General features: G+C 58.5%; 15 protein-coding genes and 1 pseudogene. 4 read left to right on the forward strand and 12 right to left on the reverse strand.

The annotated features are described in order from the left end of the window. Nucleotides 1-8 precede the first annotated feature (8 nt). The 4 genes from ACHZCU_RS14790 to ACHZCU_RS14805 all read right to left on the reverse strand — a co-directional run bounded on the left by ACHZCU_RS14790 (nucleotide 9) and on the right by ACHZCU_RS14805 (nucleotide 4,162). Nucleotides 9-1,106, reverse strand: coding sequence for a Gfo/Idh/MocA family oxidoreductase (locus ACHZCU_RS14790; protein ID WP_319519370.1), 1,098 nt, complete (start codon nucleotides 1,104-1,106; stop codon nucleotides 9-11). 21 nt (nucleotides 1,107-1,127) lie between these two features. Further along, nucleotides 1,128-2,138: an L-rhamnose/proton symporter RhaT gene (locus ACHZCU_RS14795; protein WP_319519371.1), complete on the reverse strand. Its 1,011-nt coding sequence runs from the start codon at nucleotides 2,136-2,138 to the stop codon at nucleotides 1,128-1,130. 306 nt (nucleotides 2,139-2,444) lie between these two features. Continuing rightward, entirely contained in the window at nucleotides 2,445-3,224 is a 780-nt protein-coding gene (locus ACHZCU_RS14800) for an IclR family transcriptional regulator (RefSeq protein ID WP_319519372.1), read from the reverse strand. Between the two features lie 14 nt (nucleotides 3,225-3,238). After that, nucleotides 3,239-4,162, reverse strand: coding sequence for a dihydrodipicolinate synthase family protein (locus ACHZCU_RS14805; RefSeq protein WP_319519373.1), 924 nt, complete (start codon nucleotides 4,160-4,162; stop codon nucleotides 3,239-3,241). A 266-nt stretch (nucleotides 4,163-4,428) separates the two neighbouring features. On the opposite strand from ACHZCU_RS14805, the pseudogene ACHZCU_RS14810 reads away from it, so the two are divergent. Next, nucleotides 4,429-4,842 (forward strand): annotated as a pseudogene (locus ACHZCU_RS14810) (IS5 family transposase); the annotation flags it as partial. Between the two features lie 92 nt (nucleotides 4,843-4,934). Here ACHZCU_RS14810 and ACHZCU_RS14815 read toward each other — a convergent pair. From ACHZCU_RS14815 to ACHZCU_RS14830, 4 genes are all read right to left on the reverse strand, one after another. Next, nucleotides 4,935-5,315 (reverse strand): AraC family transcriptional regulator, encoded by a 381-nt coding sequence (locus ACHZCU_RS14815; RefSeq protein ID WP_319519374.1) that lies wholly within the window; start codon nucleotides 5,313-5,315, stop codon nucleotides 4,935-4,937. A gap of 93 nt (nucleotides 5,316-5,408) precedes the next feature. Further along, a complete protein-coding gene (locus ACHZCU_RS14820) occupies nucleotides 5,409-5,684 on the reverse strand; it encodes an AraC family ligand binding domain-containing protein (RefSeq protein WP_319519375.1) in 276 nt (91 codons plus the stop codon). A 558-nt stretch (nucleotides 5,685-6,242) separates the two neighbouring features. Continuing rightward, nucleotides 6,243-7,154, reverse strand: a complete 912-nt coding sequence (locus ACHZCU_RS14825) for an HNH endonuclease (protein WP_319519376.1) — start codon at nucleotides 7,152-7,154, stop codon at nucleotides 6,243-6,245. A 12-nt stretch (nucleotides 7,155-7,166) separates the two neighbouring features. After that, nucleotides 7,167-7,307 (reverse strand): hypothetical protein, encoded by a 141-nt coding sequence (locus ACHZCU_RS14830; RefSeq protein WP_319519377.1) that lies wholly within the window; start codon nucleotides 7,305-7,307, stop codon nucleotides 7,167-7,169. A gap of 109 nt (nucleotides 7,308-7,416) precedes the next feature. On the opposite strand from ACHZCU_RS14830, the gene ACHZCU_RS14835 reads away from it, so the two are divergent. From ACHZCU_RS14835 to ACHZCU_RS14845, 3 genes are all read left to right on the forward strand, one after another. Continuing rightward, nucleotides 7,417-8,436, forward strand: coding sequence for a GAF domain-containing protein (locus ACHZCU_RS14835; RefSeq protein WP_319519378.1), 1,020 nt, complete (start codon nucleotides 7,417-7,419; stop codon nucleotides 8,434-8,436). A gap of 207 nt (nucleotides 8,437-8,643) precedes the next feature. Then, nucleotides 8,644-10,164, forward strand: a complete 1,521-nt coding sequence (gene adh / locus ACHZCU_RS14840; RefSeq protein ID WP_394706071.1) for an aldehyde dehydrogenase — start codon at nucleotides 8,644-8,646, stop codon at nucleotides 10,162-10,164. 112 nt (nucleotides 10,165-10,276) lie between these two features. Continuing rightward, the gene (locus ACHZCU_RS14845; protein WP_319519379.1) at nucleotides 10,277-10,693 is read left to right on the forward strand and encodes a DUF779 domain-containing protein; all 417 of its coding nucleotides are present in this window, start codon (nucleotides 10,277-10,279) and stop codon (nucleotides 10,691-10,693) included. 63 nt (nucleotides 10,694-10,756) lie between these two features. Here ACHZCU_RS14845 and ACHZCU_RS14850 read toward each other — a convergent pair whose 3' ends face one another. From ACHZCU_RS14850 to ACHZCU_RS14865, 4 genes are all read right to left on the reverse strand, one after another. Further along, nucleotides 10,757-12,382, reverse strand: a complete 1,626-nt coding sequence (locus ACHZCU_RS14850) for a TRAP transporter large permease (RefSeq protein ID WP_319519380.1) — start codon at nucleotides 12,380-12,382, stop codon at nucleotides 10,757-10,759. A 4-nt stretch (nucleotides 12,383-12,386) separates the two neighbouring features. Next, nucleotides 12,387-13,067: a TRAP transporter small permease gene (locus ACHZCU_RS14855; RefSeq protein ID WP_181190652.1), complete on the reverse strand. Its 681-nt coding sequence runs from the start codon at nucleotides 13,065-13,067 to the stop codon at nucleotides 12,387-12,389. A gap of 76 nt (nucleotides 13,068-13,143) precedes the next feature. Next, complete coding sequence (locus ACHZCU_RS14860; RefSeq protein ID WP_319519381.1) at nucleotides 13,144-14,151, reverse strand: DctP family TRAP transporter solute-binding subunit; 1,008 nt, start codon at nucleotides 14,149-14,151, stop codon at nucleotides 13,144-13,146. Between the two features lie 346 nt (nucleotides 14,152-14,497). After that, nucleotides 14,498-15,865 (reverse strand): sigma-54 dependent transcriptional regulator, encoded by a 1,368-nt coding sequence (locus ACHZCU_RS14865; RefSeq protein ID WP_319519382.1) that lies wholly within the window; start codon nucleotides 15,863-15,865, stop codon nucleotides 14,498-14,500. Between the last annotated feature and the right edge of the window lie 19 nt (nucleotides 15,866-15,884).

Raw genomic sequence — 15,884 nt, forward strand, 5'->3', positions numbered from 1 at the left:
GAACGGCCCTAAAGGTCGTAATTGACCGGCGTTGCTCCGGACGCGGACGAGACGTAGCAGGCCTCGACGACGCACATTGTCCTGTAGGCATCCTCAACGCTGTTGACGTAATTGTAGGACGGGTCTTCGAGTTTCTTCTGCAATCCGCCCATCGGTCCCATGAAGGCTTCCGGGAACCAGCTTCCCTCGATGGCCAGTTCGCGCCAGCCCTTGCCGTCGTCGAGCACGTAGCGGAACTTGTCGACCGACCCCTTCGGGTAATTGAGGATCACCCCGATCTGGATCTTGATGGCGCCCTTCGTGCCCTCGATCTTGAAGAAGCATTCCTGTTCGTCCGGGGCATAGTCGTGACCGTGATTGGTCGAGACATTGGCGCGGATGACGTCCCCGTAGTCGAGGATGATGGACGAACGGGTCTGCGCCAGTTCCATCATCTTCGGGTGCTTCATCGTCTTGGCATAGGTTGCCTTCGGATCGCCGAGGAAGTAACGAACAGCGTCGATGTAGTGGATGCTGTGGTAATTCACCTCCATCCGCTCTTTCTCGAACAGGAAGCTCCACAGGTTCCATGGCGTCTGGCATACGACGCGCATTTCGACGTCATGAACCTCACCGATGAGACCGGCATCGAGCATCTGCTTGGCGGCAACCATGAAGGGGGCGCGGCGCAGCTGGAAATTGATGCCGGCCGTCAGCTTCTTCTCGCGGCAAAGCTTGAGAATGGCAGCAGCCTGTTCGATGGATTCGCCCATCGGCTTCTGGATCAGCACGCCAGCGCCATCGGGCAGTTTGGGCAGGATATTGGCGATCTCCGACGCCGGAACGGCGATATCGAAGACGGCGCCTTCGGCCGTGCCGAGCGTGATCAGGTCATCAAGCTTGGCGTAGGCTGTCGGAATGTTCCAGTTGGCCGCAACCTCGCTTGCCTTTTCCGGATTGAGGTCATAGGCGCCGATGACCGAGTAGCCCGCCATTTTATAAGCCGGAAGATGCGCATCCGTAACGATCCCGCCTGTGCCGATGCTGACGATCGGTCGCATGGTCTTCGGCTTTTCCGGCGATGTATCGACGACCTTGTCGACGGTGGTGGTGTTGATCTGTTCCATGGTCATTTCCTCCCTTTCGGATTAAGCAAGGCTATTGGCATAGCCGACGATGATAACTGAGATGATGAGAACGGCATTGCCGAGGTTCATGACACCCAGCGGGCGCCTGAAACCCTTCCACTCGCCTGTTTTGATGCCCCAGAAATTGCTGACGATGAGGGCCAGCGACATGAAGCCGATCCAGCCGATGACCGGGCCGAGATCCCCGAGCAGAGCGGTCGACTTTGCATAAAGGCCCAGGGCGCCGAACCAGATTGCACCTGTCAGAACAGCCTTGAAATAGGCATAGGGCGCGCCGGGCTTGACGAAATCGCCCCAGGTTTTGGTCTTGCTCATGACCCACAGGGCGTAGCCGAGATTGGCGATAAAAGCGCCGCCGGCAAAAACGATCACATAGGCGATGAGGCTTGCCTTGACCGGCGCCACGCCATCGGCGACGGCGATGGCGCTGGCCGTGTGGGCGAAGGTATAGCCGATATTCATCGCAGCTGTGCCGAAGCCAGAGGCAAGCGCCATAATCATGCCGACCATGAACTTGTCGTTGCGCACGACGGTTTCGTCCGTTTTCGACTGTGCGTCCTTCATCAGGCCGGCCTTGGTGATGACGCCGACGCCGACAAGCATGACTGCCATGCCTGCCAGAAGAACCGTGAATGCCTGTGCCGCGGGGATGTTCCCAAGAATGAACAACGGGATAAGAGAACCGAGCGAAGTGCCTACGCCGGTATTGATGCCGACTGTCAGCGAAAGCCCGATATTGTCGATCGCCTTGCCGTACCAGATGGCGCTAACGCCCCAGAGAAAGCCGCAACCGCTGGCCAGCAGCAGAATGCTGACAGGCGTCTGCCAGATGTATTTGGAAAAGCCGGGCACCTCGATTGATGTCCAGAGGATTGGGAAGCAGAGAATTCCGACGATCGAGAATACGACCCAGAAAGCCTCCCAGGAAAAAGGTTTGTAGTTCTTCATGCCAAGGCCGAAGCTGCCCTGGAACAAAGTCGCGATGATGAGAACAAGAAAGCCTGCGGTCATTTTTATCCTCCCGAATAAAAATTCTGGGTTTTGAAGGCGCACGAACTCTCGTTCCCACATGCGTCTTCACTTGCGGGTTGAAACAATGCGGGATCGTCCAGGCGCAAAGCCCGGATGAGCGACACGATGCGTCGGTCCCGCGAATATCTGCTTTAGCTTCTGGAAGAAGTGCTGGCTGGTTCGTCAACGCTCATCGGAGCAAGCAGCCGGCCGTGCACTTTGGTCTGGCGCAAATGATGACCATAAAGATCGCGACATTTGCGTCCTTGCATCAGCCATATGGTCTGTTGGGCATGATGAAGCTCCTTAGTTCGGCGTCCAAACGTCGTTCGGTGCGCCAAGTTCTTGCGAAATACGTTGCGCCGTTGTCAGTAGCCCGGCACATAATTCATCTATCCGTTCATCCGGTATCCGGCTCGCCATGGATGAGAGGCTGAGCGAGTAGTGAACACTGCGGTCCGATGAAAAGATCGGAACCGCGAGGCAACGGATACCGGCGATATCCTCTTCGTCGTCCATGGCCCATTTTCGGGCTTTGACAACCTTGAGATGCTTTTCAAACACTATGCGATCGATGATTGTGTGCGTCGTTGCCGAGCTGAAGTCCATGGTGGCCAGCAATTCGTTGCGCCGCGCATCTGCCAGCCAGGCCAACAGAATCTTGCCCATCGCCGAGCGATGCAGCGACAACCGTTTTCCTTCCCATGAGTTGATCAGGATACTGTCCTGTGGGTCGACCTTGAGAAGATAAACGGCTTCGTTTCCGTCAAGCGCGCCGAGATGGCAAGTCACTCGCTCCTTGAAGGAAAGTTCGCGAAGGTGAGCGATGGCGTGGTCCCTGATCGAAACCTTGGAAACGGCGAGCGTGCCCATTTCGAAAAGGCCGAACCCCAGTGCGAAGCGTGAACCGCCCTGCAGACGTCGAACGAAACCAATCTCCTCCAGCGTTTGCAGCAAGGTGTAGACCGAACTTTTGGCCAGGCCGGTCTTTGACACGATGGTCTGCAGGTCCGCATCGTCTTCTCCTAGAAGATCGAGTATCTGCTTCGCCCTGATCAGAGCCGGCACCTGGTATTTCGTCGCCATTTCACTCATCCCAATCACGCGGCGGAGGCCAGCCCTCCCCAAGGTCTAAGAGCGGCATCCATCATTGGGCGAAGCTTCTGCTTGAGGTTCGTCAATGCCGTCTCTCCAGAACGGGATAAAGGCAACATCGGAGCACCCATGTCAAACCCTCTCAATTCCAAAGCAGCCTTGAAGGCAGCGGGAAAGGGAACCTGAAACATGGCCCTGACAAGCGGAAGAATTGAGCGCTGCATTTCAAGGGCGGCGGCGAGATCTCCGGAATGATAGGCCTTGTAGATGCCGCTCATGATCTCCGGGAAGATGCAGGCCGAGGCAGTCACACACCCCGTGCCGCCCACCTGCAACGATGGAACCAGCGTCTCCTCTCGACCTGTAAGCAGAGTCATCTGACTTTCGGCTCTACTGATAATGTCGAGGAAGTGCTGGAAGTCGACCATGCTGCCGCTGGAATCCTTGATCCCGACAACCTTGTCGTTTGCGCTGAGTTTTTCCACCAGGCCGTAGCTTAGCGGTTCGGCAAAGAGCGGAATGTTGTAGAGAATAATCGGTACATCGCATTCTTCGATGATGACTTCAAAAAAGCGGACGAGCATTTCCTGATCGGGTTTAAAATAATAGGGTGCCGAGGCAACGACAGCCGGACAGCCAAGCTGGGCTGCATGGATTGCCAGCCTTGCGGCTTCATAGGGACTGGAAGCTGCAATGCCAGGCAGGACCGTAGCGCGGCCAGCGACCTGATCCACCACGATCTCCATGCAGCGGCACTTTTCAGCAAAGTCCATGTGAACGGCTTCGCCCACCGAGCTTTCCGGAAAAATCCCGTCAACGCCCCCCTGAAGATCGAACTCCACTAGCCGGCGTAGCTCCCCTTCATTCAGACGGTGATCAGCACCGAACGGTGTTAACAACGCAGAAATGACACCCTTTGGCCGATACATGATCTATTACCTTCTCGATTGCTTCTATGGTCACGACGATACGCCTAATTTTGCGCGAGTCAATATAATAATCAATAGTTCATTATATTGAACACATTGATTTTAAACGATAAAATTCGACATACGCACCAACGTTGCGGATCATCAAGAAAAAGTGCTTTTATTTGGAGGGACGGTGTTACCTCGATTTCGCAACAGCCCTTCCGCGTTGCCGAAAGCGGTTATGCGTATTGCGAAGGCCGTGCTGCTGAGGATCAGACTCATGCTTGATCGGGCGAACCAAGGACGGCATGAACACGAAACAGCATGCCGTTACCGGCACCAACGGCCGCCCATTGCGGTTCTTCATGAGCGCTGGCAAGGACACCGACTACACAGGCGTGGCAGCGCTGCTGGACGGACTGCCGAGAGCCGAGTGGCTTCTGGGAGATCGCGGATATGACGCGGACTGGTTCCGCGAGGCCCTGAAAGACAAGGGGATCCGACCCTGCATTCCGGGCCGGAAATCGCTCGGCAAGCCGGTCAAATACGACAAGCGCCGCTACAAGCGGCGCAACCGGATCGAGATCATGTTCGGCAGGTTGATGGACTGGCGCCGGGTCGCGACGCGCTACGACAGATGCCCGGAGGTCTTCCTCTCGGCCGTCGCACTCGCCGCAACTGTCATCTTCTGGCTTTGAAAATCACTGAGTCTGGAGCCTAGGTTGGTTCCTCGGCTTTCGCTATCCTGATCAGCTGATATGATTGGACTTGCCCACTCAGATTCGGCTCCTTATTGCTTTTGCCTGAAGCGGGATGGGACACTACCTGTTGCACGGCGAAACATTGCAGCGAATGAGGCGGAACTGTCATAGCCGAGATCGAATGCAATGCGGGTCACCTGATCGCCCGCGGACAGCCGGGAAATGGCTGCCAGTACACAAGCCCTGCTACGCCATTCCACTAAGCTCAGGCCGGTGCCTGCACGAAATACCCGGGTGAAATTGCGCCTGCTCATATTCAGTTCTGCGCACCAGTCGTCTAGTTTTGCGTGGACATTCGGCGCGGCGCTGAAAGCCAGGCAGTGGTTCCTCAACGGGCCGACCGGCGGCAATGGAAGGGTCAGCGGAACGATCGGTTGCCCGGCAATTTCCAGTAATACCAGTTCAGACATAAGCCTGCGCCTGTTGTCCCCAGTCCCATTCGTCTCCGCAAGCGCATCAAGCAGAGCCCTGAGAATCGTCCCCACTTCAAGAACAACGCAGTGTCATGGCATCTGAGGCAATAGCGCCGGCTTGAGGTAAAGACTGCGCATGTTCACCTCGCCAACCATCGTGATTTCGTGCGGTGTCTCAGCCGGGATCCAGAGTGCTGCATCGGGCGGCATCATCCACAGGCCAGACCGTGTGGTCACGATCGCAGTTCCGGTCAGTCCATAGAGGAGTTGCGAGCGCTCATGACGATGCTCTTCCAGATGGCTGCCATCGGCATATCGCCGTCCGAGGGCAATAATGTCCTCTGGTCCGGTAATCTCTTCGGTCATGGCTCACTCGCGATGTTTTTTGGCTCACCATAGAATATCATTGCTGAACGCGCACGGGCAAGAACACTGGGAACCATCGGGAGTTTCCAATGTCCAGCCAAACCAAGGTTTCGGTGCGGGAGTATGACAGAGGCTCGTTATCGAATTGATCATCGAGGCCTTGATCCTATGTAAAACGGCCGGCGAAAGTATATTTCACTGGACCATTTCGTTGATGCATATGCCGAAACGCACGGCATGTCGCGCGAGTTTTCGCCGTTTACTGTGTCGGACTATCGGGAGCAGTTCGACCCAGACAAATTGCTGGAACTTCTCAACGAGGATAGCTGATCCATAATTTTCTACGTCGAATGACAAAAGGTCCGCTCCGAGCGGGCCTTTTTTTTCATGTCGTGCGATGACCATGTTTTCGAAGGTGTGCACGCTTATACTTCCTATGTGCACCGATAGGCTGAGACCCTAGAGGATACCAATTAAGTAATTGAAAATAAATATTAATTTTCGTTTATTGGTGTCCAGGATGTTTCGGTGTGCACACTTGTGCCTTATCGGCAAACGTCAGTGCTTGAAGCAGTTTTCCCGGTGCCATTGGAGAAACCGCGGGTGAGGGCGCTGGGTGGCGCGGGTGGGGGCGATGGCCTTTCCTGTGCTGTTGATCAGGGAATGGATGCTGTCCGGGTCGTTCGCTTGCCGTGATACGAGGATATCGAGGTCGTCGGAAAGCGCGATCAGGCCGCGGTCGAACATCCAGTGGGCCGTTCCGGAAAGGGCGATGCCGTTGGTGAGGATATCCGGTCCGCTATGTTCGACCGGACGGATATGGGCGGCGTCGACCTCGGCGCGGCCGCCGCCATTGATCAGCTTCAGGCCGGTAATCGCACAGCGCTTGTCATAGGCGGTGATCACCAGCCGCCGGAAAAGCCGGTCACGCACCACCCGCGAGTTAAGTTGTGGAATGCGGATGCGTTGCTCTTCGAAGACGAATGGTTGCTGTCCCTGTTCATGGAAACCGTCATGAACCGGCGCCTCAAATTCCGTATCGATACGCGGGAGTTCCTGCACCGTTTCGTCAAGTCCAAGTGACAGGATGCGATTGAAGTCTTGAGCAGAGAGAGGTCGGACGGCCGATTGCGCGCGACCGGAAATCCGGCCGGCCTCATTCAGCAATCCGCGCTCGATCAGCGTGCCGTCGTGATTGAAGGGCACCGGATTGACAAAATCGAGATAGGTTCCGGGCTCGATCAGAGCGATGAACATGTTCGCGGCAGATGGGTCCTGAATGACCGCCTGCACCTTGGCGACGGCGAAATAGCCGCGGGTTTCGCGCACCTTGCTCGGTTCATAATACACGATCCAGTCGCCGACACAGGCTTCCACGCGCCTGCGATATTGCGCAGGAAACTGATAGCGCTCGGCCGGACTGTCGTCATAGATCGAATCCGAACGATGAATGAACACGCCGTAGGTCATGAATTACGGATATCAGGAATGGGCGGGAAGGACATCGAAAATATCAGGCATTTGACTTTTTGACGCATGCCCGCCTGTTGCGTTCCGTTCTTGGCTGTGGCCGTCCGTTTCACCAAAGTCTGATCCGGCGGCAGGCAAAATATCTTCCCTCATGCGGCGTTTTCCATCACAATGCGGTCAGCGATCCGCAGAGGAGGCCGGAAAAAGCACCGAAGATGTGCGCATCCGGTTGCGGGATACGCTTGTTTGGGAGGAGGTACCCATGGCGTCTTTATCAAGGCCGGGGGGAACCCGCAGGCATGCCGATGTCGTGCTTTCAACGGCGCTGTCGGCAGACGGCCCGGCGTGCTCGCCCGTTGCCGCTTCATGGTGGCGCTCGCATGTTCAGCACGGGCTCGACCCCGCAAACGCGGCCCCCCGCCGCGCCGAAACCATCACAGCCCGCGAATTGTCGGAACGGCGGCAAAGGTTCGATCTGCTGCTTCATGTCGCCGGGTCCCGGCTCGACCGGCTGTTTCGCTGTGTTTCGCAGTCAGCCTGCGGCGTGTTTCTCAGTGACGCGGACGGATATGTTCTGGACGGGCGCTGGCGCAGCGGCGATCAGTCCAGTTTCGAGAGCTGGGGCTTGAGACCCGGACGCAACTGGTCGGAAGCGGCCGTCGGCACGAATGGCATCGGCACCTGCCTTGCCGAGGAGCGTCCGCTCATCATCCACCAGAGCGAACACTTTCTTGAAAGCAACATTGCCATGAGCTGCATGGATGCACCGATCCATGGCCCCGACGGCCGGCTGATCGGCGCGCTGGATGTTTCATCAGCCCGCAGCGACCAGACCGCGCCCGCCAACCAGATGATCGCCGCGCTTGTGCGTCAGGCCGCCCGGCAGATCGAGGCGGATTGTTTTCGCCACAGCCATTCCGGCCATCGGATTGTGCTGATCGATGGCAGCAAAGGGGACGATGACAGCGAGCCGGCAGATACGCAAACCGCCCTTGTCGCCGTCAACGCAGACGATCTGGTCGTCGGTGCCACACGGGCGGCGCGGCAGGCGCTTGGCCTGACACCGACAGGCGCATTTGCCCCCGTTCCCACCGATGATCTTCTGACCGGCGGTGCGCCGAATTCCGGTTTCGTTCCGGCGGAACGCTCCGCCGTGGTCAGGGCGCTTGCCCGGCAGAACGGCAATGTCAGCCGTGCCGCCAGAGATCTGGGCATCGGCAGGGCAACGCTTTACCGCCGCATGAAACGGCTTGGCCTTGCCCAGCATAGCATAGAGAGCTGATGCGACATCCTGCGGGCGGCTTGGGTGCCGGCTGCCCGCCTTGATGCCGTTCATTGCATCCGTCTTCAAAACACCTTTCAGCCCGCAAACTGTCTCAATCCCGAGACAGTATCGCTCCTCTGCCGGTTTCGTGCCGGTGACAAGGCCTGTCTGCGCGCGCAAATTCAGGGCCTCAATAGAGTTCAGATAATTTCTGGGAGGAGTATCATGAACGAGATGCCGAAAACCGAAGGGCTTTTGAAATCGCCTTTCAAGGACCGCTATGACAACTTCATCGGCGGCAAATTCGTGCCCCCGAAAAACGGGCGCTATTTCACCAATACCACGCCGATCACGGGGGCTGCGATCAATGAAATCGCACGTTCGGACGCCGACGACGTCAATCTGGCGCTGGATGCGGCGCACGCGGCCAAGGCAAAATGGGGCAGTACCCCGCCGACCGAACGCGCCAACCTGCTGTTGAAGATTGCCGATATCATCGAGGAAAATCTCGAACTGCTGGCAACGGCGGAGACCTGGGACAACGGCAAGCCCATCCGCGAGACCAGAGCGGCCGACATTCCGCTGGCAGCCGACCATTATCGTTATTTCGCTTCCGTTCTGCGTGCGCAGGAAGGCTCGATGAGCGAAATCGATGACGACACCATCGCCTATCACTTCCATGAGCCGCTCGGCGTCGTCGGCCAGATCATTCCGTGGAACTTCCCGATCCTGATGGCATCGTGGAAGCTTGCGCCGGCCCTTGCCGCCGGCAATTGCGTGGTGCTCAAACCGGCCGAACAGACGCCGGCCTCGATCATGGTTCTGGCCGAGCTGATTGCCGATGTCCTGCCGGCCGGCGTGCTCAACATCGTCAACGGCTTCGGTCTGGAAGCCGGCAAGCCGCTGGCGCAGAGCCCGCGCATTGCCAAGATCGCCTTTACCGGGGAGACCACGACCGGCCGCCTGATCATGCAATACGCCACGGAAAACCTTATTCCCGTGACGCTGGAACTTGGCGGAAAATCGCCCAACATCTTCTTCAAGGATGTGATGCGCGAGGACGACAATTTCCTCGACAAGGCGATCGAAGGCTTCGTGTTCTTCGCGCTCAATCAGGGCGAGGTCTGCACCTGCCCGAGCCGTGCGCTGATCCATGAAGACATCTATGATGAATTCATGGAACGGGCGATTGCCCGCACCAAGGCCATCATTCAGGGCGATCCCCGCGCGGCCGACACGATGATCGGCGCCCAGGCATCCAGCGAACAGCAGGAGAAAATCCTGAGCTACTTCGATATCGGCCGGCAGGAAGGTGCGGAAGTGCTTCTCGGCGGCGAAAAGGCCGATCTCGGCGGTGAGCTTTCGAGCGGCTATTACATCAAGCCGACCATTCTGAAAGGCCACAACAAGATGCGGGTCTTCCAGGAGGAAATTTTCGGCCCCGTGGTATCCGTCACCACATTCAAGGACGAGGCCGAAGCGCTCGAGATCGCCAATGACACGCTCTACGGGCTTGGCGCCGGTGTGTGGTCGCGCGATGCCAATACCTGCTACCGCTTCGGACGGCATATTCAGGCAGGCCGCGTGTGGGTGAACAACTACCATGCCTATCCGGCGCATGCCGCCTTTGGAGGCTACAAGCAGTCCGGTATCGGCCGCGAAACCCACAAGATGATGCTCGACCACTATCAGCAGACCAAGAACCTGCTGGTCAGCTACAGCACCGACAAGGTTGGCTTCTTCTGAGGCGCGACGCGTCGGGATCATATCCCCCAGGACCCGGCGCCGCACGGTGCCGGCGCGGGCGGCAGGCGGGCAGGGACCTGCCTGCCGCCAAATTGTCTGAAAGGAGGCAAACATGCGTGAACACGATATTGCCTGCGCAACGGATGACACTCTGCCCGAGGGAGCGGAAAAGGGATGCCGGGTGACGGCCACCACGGCGGCCCGCGCCCTCATTCACGAAATTCAGGCCGATCACGGCGAGATCATGTTTCATCAGTCCGGTGGCTGCTGTGATGGCTCTTCGCCGATGTGCTATCCGAAGGCGGAATTTCATCTCGGCAGCAGCGATGTCAGGCTTGGAAGCGTCGAGGGCGCCGAGGTCTGGATTTCCGGCCCGCAGTTTCAGGCCTGGAAACACACCCAGCTCATTCTCGATGTCGTGCCCGGTCGCGGCGGCATGTTCAGCCTCGACAACGGCCGGGAAAAGCGCTTTCTCACCCGTTCACGGGTTCTGACAAATGAGGAACAGGAAGCGCTTGCGATGCCTTGAGGAAACCCCTTGGCATTCCAGTTGCCCGGGCACGACGGATGTGCCCGGGCATTGCTTTGAACGTCAGCGTGTGACGATTTCCGGACCCATCAGCCAGTAAGGCAAGGCCGTGGAAATGAACGGGACATAGGTTACCAGAATAAGGAACAGGAACAGCACCATCACGAAGGGTGCGGCGGCCCTGACGACCTTGACCAGGCTCATGCCCGTTATCCCCGAGGTCACGAACAAATTGAGCCCGATCGGTGGCGTGATCATCCCGATTTCCATGTTGACCACCATGATGATGCCGAGATGGATCGGATCGACACCGAGTTCCATCGCAATCGGAAACACCACCGGGGCAACGATCAGCAAAAGGCCGGACGGCTCCATGAACTGGCCGCCGATCAGAAGCAGGATGTTGACCGCAATCAGGAAGGTGAACCAGTTGAACCCGGCATCGACCATGACCGAGGTGATCGCCTGCGGAATGCGCTCCGCCGTCAGCACATGGGCAAAAAGCAGTGCGTTGACGATGATGAACATCAGCATCACGGTCGTCTTGGCAGCTCCCACGGTCGTCCGACGGGTATCCTCATGCGACAGGCAGAACGGCGTCCTGAGAATATTGGCCTTCAGGTTACGGTACCATATCGGCACGCCGGAGATGAGATAGGCCGGAACCTGGCTTACCCGCGCATTCTCGCCGCGCCAGAGCGTGTAGGCAATAACAACGGCGACGGACAAGACAATGCCGGTAATCAGCCGCGCCGTCGGGCTGGCCCAGGCCGCATCGACGCCGTCCGTGGCGAAGAAGGCGAGGATCAGGAACACGAACAGGAAGGAAATGCCGTAGACCGATGCCAGAAACCCGGTTTTCGAACGTCTTCCGTCGCTTTCCTCAATCCAGCGCATGCCCTTGAGCGGCCCCATGTCGCGGTAGATATAGATCGACACCAGAAAGGCATAGACGGCCGCCACGGCCGCGGCTTCCGTGGGGGTGAAGACGCCGCCATAGATGCCGCCCAGAATGATGACGATGAGAAACAGGCCCCAGCCGGCATCCTTGCCCGCCTCGACGATTTCGAGAAACCCTTTCCACGGTTCGGCGGGCAATTGCTTGATCCGCGCCATCACATAAATGGCGGCCATCAGCATGAAACCGGCAATCGTGCCGGGAATGATACCGGCGAGGAACATGCGCCCGACCGACACATCGGTCGCCGCCGCATAAACCACCATGACGATGGATGGCGGGATGAGAATGCCGAGCGTGCCCGCATTGGCGATGATACCGGCGGCGAATTCCTTGGTGTAGCCGACCTGACGCATGCCGGCGATGGCAATCGTGCCGATGGCGACAACGGTTGCCGGTGACGAGCCGGAAAGGGCTGCAAACAGCATGCACGACATGACCGACGCCATGGCCAGACCGCCGCGAAAATGCCCGACGGAGGCAATGGCAAAGCGCACCAGCCGGTGCGCCACACCGCCCGTCGACATGAAGGCGGATGCCAGCACGAAGAAGGGAATGGCAAGCAGCGTGTAATTCTGCGAGGCGGTGAACAGCTGCAGCGCCACCGACGACATGGAATCGCGCGAGAAAAATGCGATGAACAGCACCGATGACAGGCCGAGCGAAATGGCAACCGGCGCGCCGGCAAACAGAAGGCCGAAGACCAGCAGAAACAGAATGGCGATTTCCATGGGCCTAGTCCTTCAGCACATCTTTGTTTTCAGCCACCAGCTCTTCCGCTTCGTGGCTGGCGATGACGAGTTCACGCTTGCCGGTCCAGATCTGGATGAATGCCTCAAGCGAGCGATAGGCGAGGAGCGCCAGACCGACGGGCAGAATGATGTAGGCGACCCAGCGCTGAACACGCTCCTGAAGCCCGAACCAGTCCTGCATGAAAAGCGGATAGCGCAGATCATCGAGGCCGATCCCGGCCCTGAAGAAGCGATGCCAGTAGAAGACCGCGCCGCCCTTGGCGTTGGCGCCGAAAATCTGCAGCCAGTCGGACGACAGCAGGATAACGGCGTAAAGCAGGCCGGTCAGCGCGCCGAACAGGGCAACGATGCGGAAAGCGCGGTGGGGCAGGGTGCGGATCAGGGCATCGACACCCAGGTGCAGGCCGGTCTTCAGGCCATAGCTCATGCCGAACAGGATCATCCATGCAAACAGAATGCGCGTCAGCTCCAGCGCGCCGCCCCAGCCGCTGTTGAACCCGTAGCGCATGACGACCTGCGCAAACGAGATCACGGTGATGGCGGCAAGCAGTATCGCCAGCACGTTTTCTTCCAGCCGGGTCACAAAGGCGCGGTGGCGACGTTCGACCAGGTAAAGCAGAACAAGAATCGCGATCAGGGCAAAATAGGGCCAGTAGGCGGCCATGGCGGGTCCCCTCCCAATACATCCATCAGGCAGTCATGGGCGGCACGGTCGATACCGCGCCGCCCCGGTCCGCCGCTTAGTTGTTGGATTCAACAGCCGCCTGAATGAGGTCGGCGCCGATGTCATCTTCGAACTCGGCCCAGACCGGCTTCATCACATCCACCCAGGCCTGACGTTCTTCGGGAGAGAGTTCCCGCACTTCGCTGCCGGCCTCGATGATGTTGGCGCGATTGGCCTGTTCCTTGGCGGCCACCGAAGCATTGGCCTCGGCCGTCACCTCCTCGACAATCGTGAGGAAACGGTCCCGGAAATCCGGGTCGAGGCCATCGAGCCAGTCGGTCGAGGTCACCAGAAGGTAGGCAAGGAGCTGATGGTTGGTCTCGGTAATGCCGTCCTGAACCTCGAAAAACTTCTGGGTATAGATATTCGACCAGGTGTTTTCCTGCCCGTCGACAACGCCGGTCTGCAGCGCGCCATAGACTTCCTTGAAGGCAAGCTTCTGGGCGGAGGCATCAAGCGCGTTGATCATGGCGACCGCCACATCCGAGGTCTGCACCCGGAATTTCAGCCCGGCCGCGTCCGTTGGCAGGATCAGCGGCTTGTTGGCGGAAAACTGTTTCAGGCCCGAAGACCAGTAGCCAAGGCCCATATAGCCCTTGTCTTCCATCGCCGTCAGCATGCCCTTGCCGGCATCGCTGGTGGTGAAGCGCTCCACCGCATCGAGACTTGAGAACAGGAACGGCAGGTCATAAAGCCGGTATTTCAGCGTATAGGCCTCGAACTTGGCCAGCGAGGGGGCTGCCAGCTGAACATCGCCGAGCAGCAGCGCCTCGAGCACCTTGTCGTCGTCAAACAGTGTCGAGTTCGGGAAAACCTCCATGCAGGCTTCGCCATCGAGCTCCTCGTTGACGCGGTCGGCCAGCATGCGCGCGGCATCCCCCTTGGGGTGGCCCTGATCGGCGACCACATGGCTGAACTTGATGACCATCTCGTCATCGCTGCAGGCATCATCGGCAGCGGAAACGGCGGAAGCCGCGGCGAAAAGCGCAGCGGCGGAAACGGCTGCAGTCAGAAATGTCTTCATGGTTTACGTCCTCCCGTTAAAACCAGGTCGTGTTGAACTGGGGTCTGGCCCCGGCAGGCCGCTGTCGATTGCGCGAACCGCGGCGCCACCCTCGTCATCAAGGCAGCGACATCTGCAAATGTCGGGATATGTTCATCTGAAGCCCTCCCGCGACGTCACCTCTCCGCCGCTGCCTGATATTTTATCTGCAAGCCGCGTGCCAGTTTTTGAGAAACATCAATAAAGACGTCAAAACAAAGACTTATCAATTTTCAAATTTTGGCCGGAAAAGCTTTGTGGCATCAATGTGTCAGCGGTGACACGTCGTCTTGCGCCGCAATGGGTAGGAAATGACACATTGCGATGATCACTCGGCATCGTCGACATAGTCGATCCTGAGCCGTTTCATCTTGTCGTAGAGCCCTTTCCGCGAAATCTGCAAGGCTTCATAGGTGGGCTTCAGCGCTCCGTCATTGCGGGCAAGCTCGCTGGCGATCACTTGCCGCTCGAAAGCCTGCATCTGGTCTGCAAGCGGCAGGCCGGCGGACGGTGCCATGGCCGCTCCACCTTGCCCGTTGTCTTCAAACCCACGCCAGAGACCGAGCACGAAACGGTCGGCATAATTTCTCAACTCCCGCACATTGCCGGGCCAGTCATGCGCCATCAGATCGGCCTGCAGCATCGGCGAAATTTCCGGTATCTCCCGGCGAAATCGCGCGCGCGCATCACGGGCCAGAAAGAAGAACAGAAGCGGGATATCGTCCCGGCGCTCACGCAGCGACGGAATGTCGAGGGTTACGACATTCAGCCGGTAATAAAGGTCGGCCCTGAACCGCCCGGCATCGCTTTCGACCTTGAGGTCGGATTTGGATGCCGCGACGATGCGAATGTTCAGTGCAATCTGTTTGTTCGAGCCGAGCCGCTCGACCGTGCGGGTTTCAATGGCGCGCAGGATCTTGGCCTGAAGATCGAGCGGCATGGATTCGATCTCGTCGAGAAACACTGTGCCGCCATCGGCATGCTCCAGCTTGCCGATGCGCTGTTTCTGGGCGCCGGTGAACGCGCCGGCTTCATGGCCGAACAGTTCCGCCTCCATCATGTCTGCAGGCAGTGCCGCGCAGTTGATCGCCACGAAATTGCCGGTCGCCCGGTTGCCGGTGTCATGCAGCGCGCGGGCGACTACCTCCTTACCCGTGCCGGTTTCACCGCGCACCAGAACATCGACATCGGTATCGGCCAGCATGGCAATCTGTTCGCGCAGCCGGACAATCCCCTTCGTGCGGCCGACCAGCCGCAGAGACAGGGCGTCGTGGCCGTCAAGTTCCGACCTCAACGTCCGGTTTTCCAGAACGAGCCGCCGCTTTTCCAGCGCCCTGTCGATCACGGTGTAGAGGCGGGAGGCCTGAAACGGCTTTTCGATGAAATCATAGGCACCGGCCCGCATGGCATCGACCGCCATCTGCACATCGCCGTGCCCGGTAATCAGGATCACCGGAAAGGTCGGGTCTATCGCCAGTGCGGCCTTCAGCAGCGCCATGCCATCCATTCCGGGCATGCGGATATCGGAGACAAGAACGGCATAGGCCTCATGCGTGATCCGCTCCACAGCGCTTGCGGCATTGTCATGCACGGCGACATTGACGCCTTCGAGCTCAAGCCCCTGCGCCAGTGCGTGGCGCAGGTCGTCGTCGTCATCGACAAGATGAACGAGAGGCGTTGCCGTCTGCATTTCCATGATGTGCCCCTATTCCTCC

It is taken from the genome of uncultured Martelella sp. (genome assembly GCF_963677965.2).
Taxonomy (GTDB): domain Bacteria; phylum Pseudomonadota; class Alphaproteobacteria; order Rhizobiales; family Rhizobiaceae; genus Martelella; species Martelella mangrovi.

What these genes read in the sequence shown, in the direction of transcription:
- ACHZCU_RS14790 (WP_319519370.1), bottom strand. Translation starts at nt 1,106, where the DNA reads ATGGAACAGATCAACACCACCACCGTCGACAAGGTCGTCGATACATCG.
- ACHZCU_RS14830 (WP_319519377.1), bottom strand. Translation starts at nt 7,307, where the DNA reads ATGAGGGAAGATATTTTGCCTGCCGCCGGATCAGACTTTGGTGAAACG.
- ACHZCU_RS14850 (WP_319519380.1), bottom strand. Translation starts at nt 12,382, where the DNA reads ATGGAAATCGCCATTCTGTTTCTGCTGGTCTTCGGCCTTCTGTTTGCC.
- adh (WP_394706071.1), top strand. Translation starts at nt 8,644, where the DNA reads ATGAACGAGATGCCGAAAACCGAAGGGCTTTTGAAATCGCCTTTCAAG.
- ACHZCU_RS14820 (WP_319519375.1), bottom strand. Translation starts at nt 5,684, where the DNA reads ATGACCGAAGAGATTACCGGACCAGAGGACATTATTGCCCTCGGACGG.
- ACHZCU_RS14865 (WP_319519382.1), bottom strand. Translation starts at nt 15,865, where the DNA reads ATGGAAATGCAGACGGCAACGCCTCTCGTTCATCTTGTCGATGACGAC.
- ACHZCU_RS14855 (WP_181190652.1), bottom strand. Translation starts at nt 13,067, where the DNA reads ATGGCCGCCTACTGGCCCTATTTTGCCCTGATCGCGATTCTTGTTCTG.
- ACHZCU_RS14835 (WP_319519378.1), top strand. Translation starts at nt 7,417, where the DNA reads ATGGCGTCTTTATCAAGGCCGGGGGGAACCCGCAGGCATGCCGATGTC.
- ACHZCU_RS14800 (WP_319519372.1), bottom strand. Translation starts at nt 3,224, where the DNA reads ATGGCGACGAAATACCAGGTGCCGGCTCTGATCAGGGCGAAGCAGATA.
- ACHZCU_RS14860 (WP_319519381.1), bottom strand. Translation starts at nt 14,151, where the DNA reads ATGAAGACATTTCTGACTGCAGCCGTTTCCGCCGCTGCGCTTTTCGCC.
- ACHZCU_RS14845 (WP_319519379.1), top strand. Translation starts at nt 10,277, where the DNA reads ATGCGTGAACACGATATTGCCTGCGCAACGGATGACACTCTGCCCGAG.
- ACHZCU_RS14825 (WP_319519376.1), bottom strand. Translation starts at nt 7,154, where the DNA reads ATGACCTACGGCGTGTTCATTCATCGTTCGGATTCGATCTATGACGAC.
- ACHZCU_RS14815 (WP_319519374.1), bottom strand. Translation starts at nt 5,315, where the DNA reads ATGTCTGAACTGGTATTACTGGAAATTGCCGGGCAACCGATCGTTCCG.
- ACHZCU_RS14805 (WP_319519373.1), bottom strand. Translation starts at nt 4,162, where the DNA reads ATGTATCGGCCAAAGGGTGTCATTTCTGCGTTGTTAACACCGTTCGGT.
- ACHZCU_RS14795 (WP_319519371.1), bottom strand. Translation starts at nt 2,138, where the DNA reads ATGACCGCAGGCTTTCTTGTTCTCATCATCGCGACTTTGTTCCAGGGC.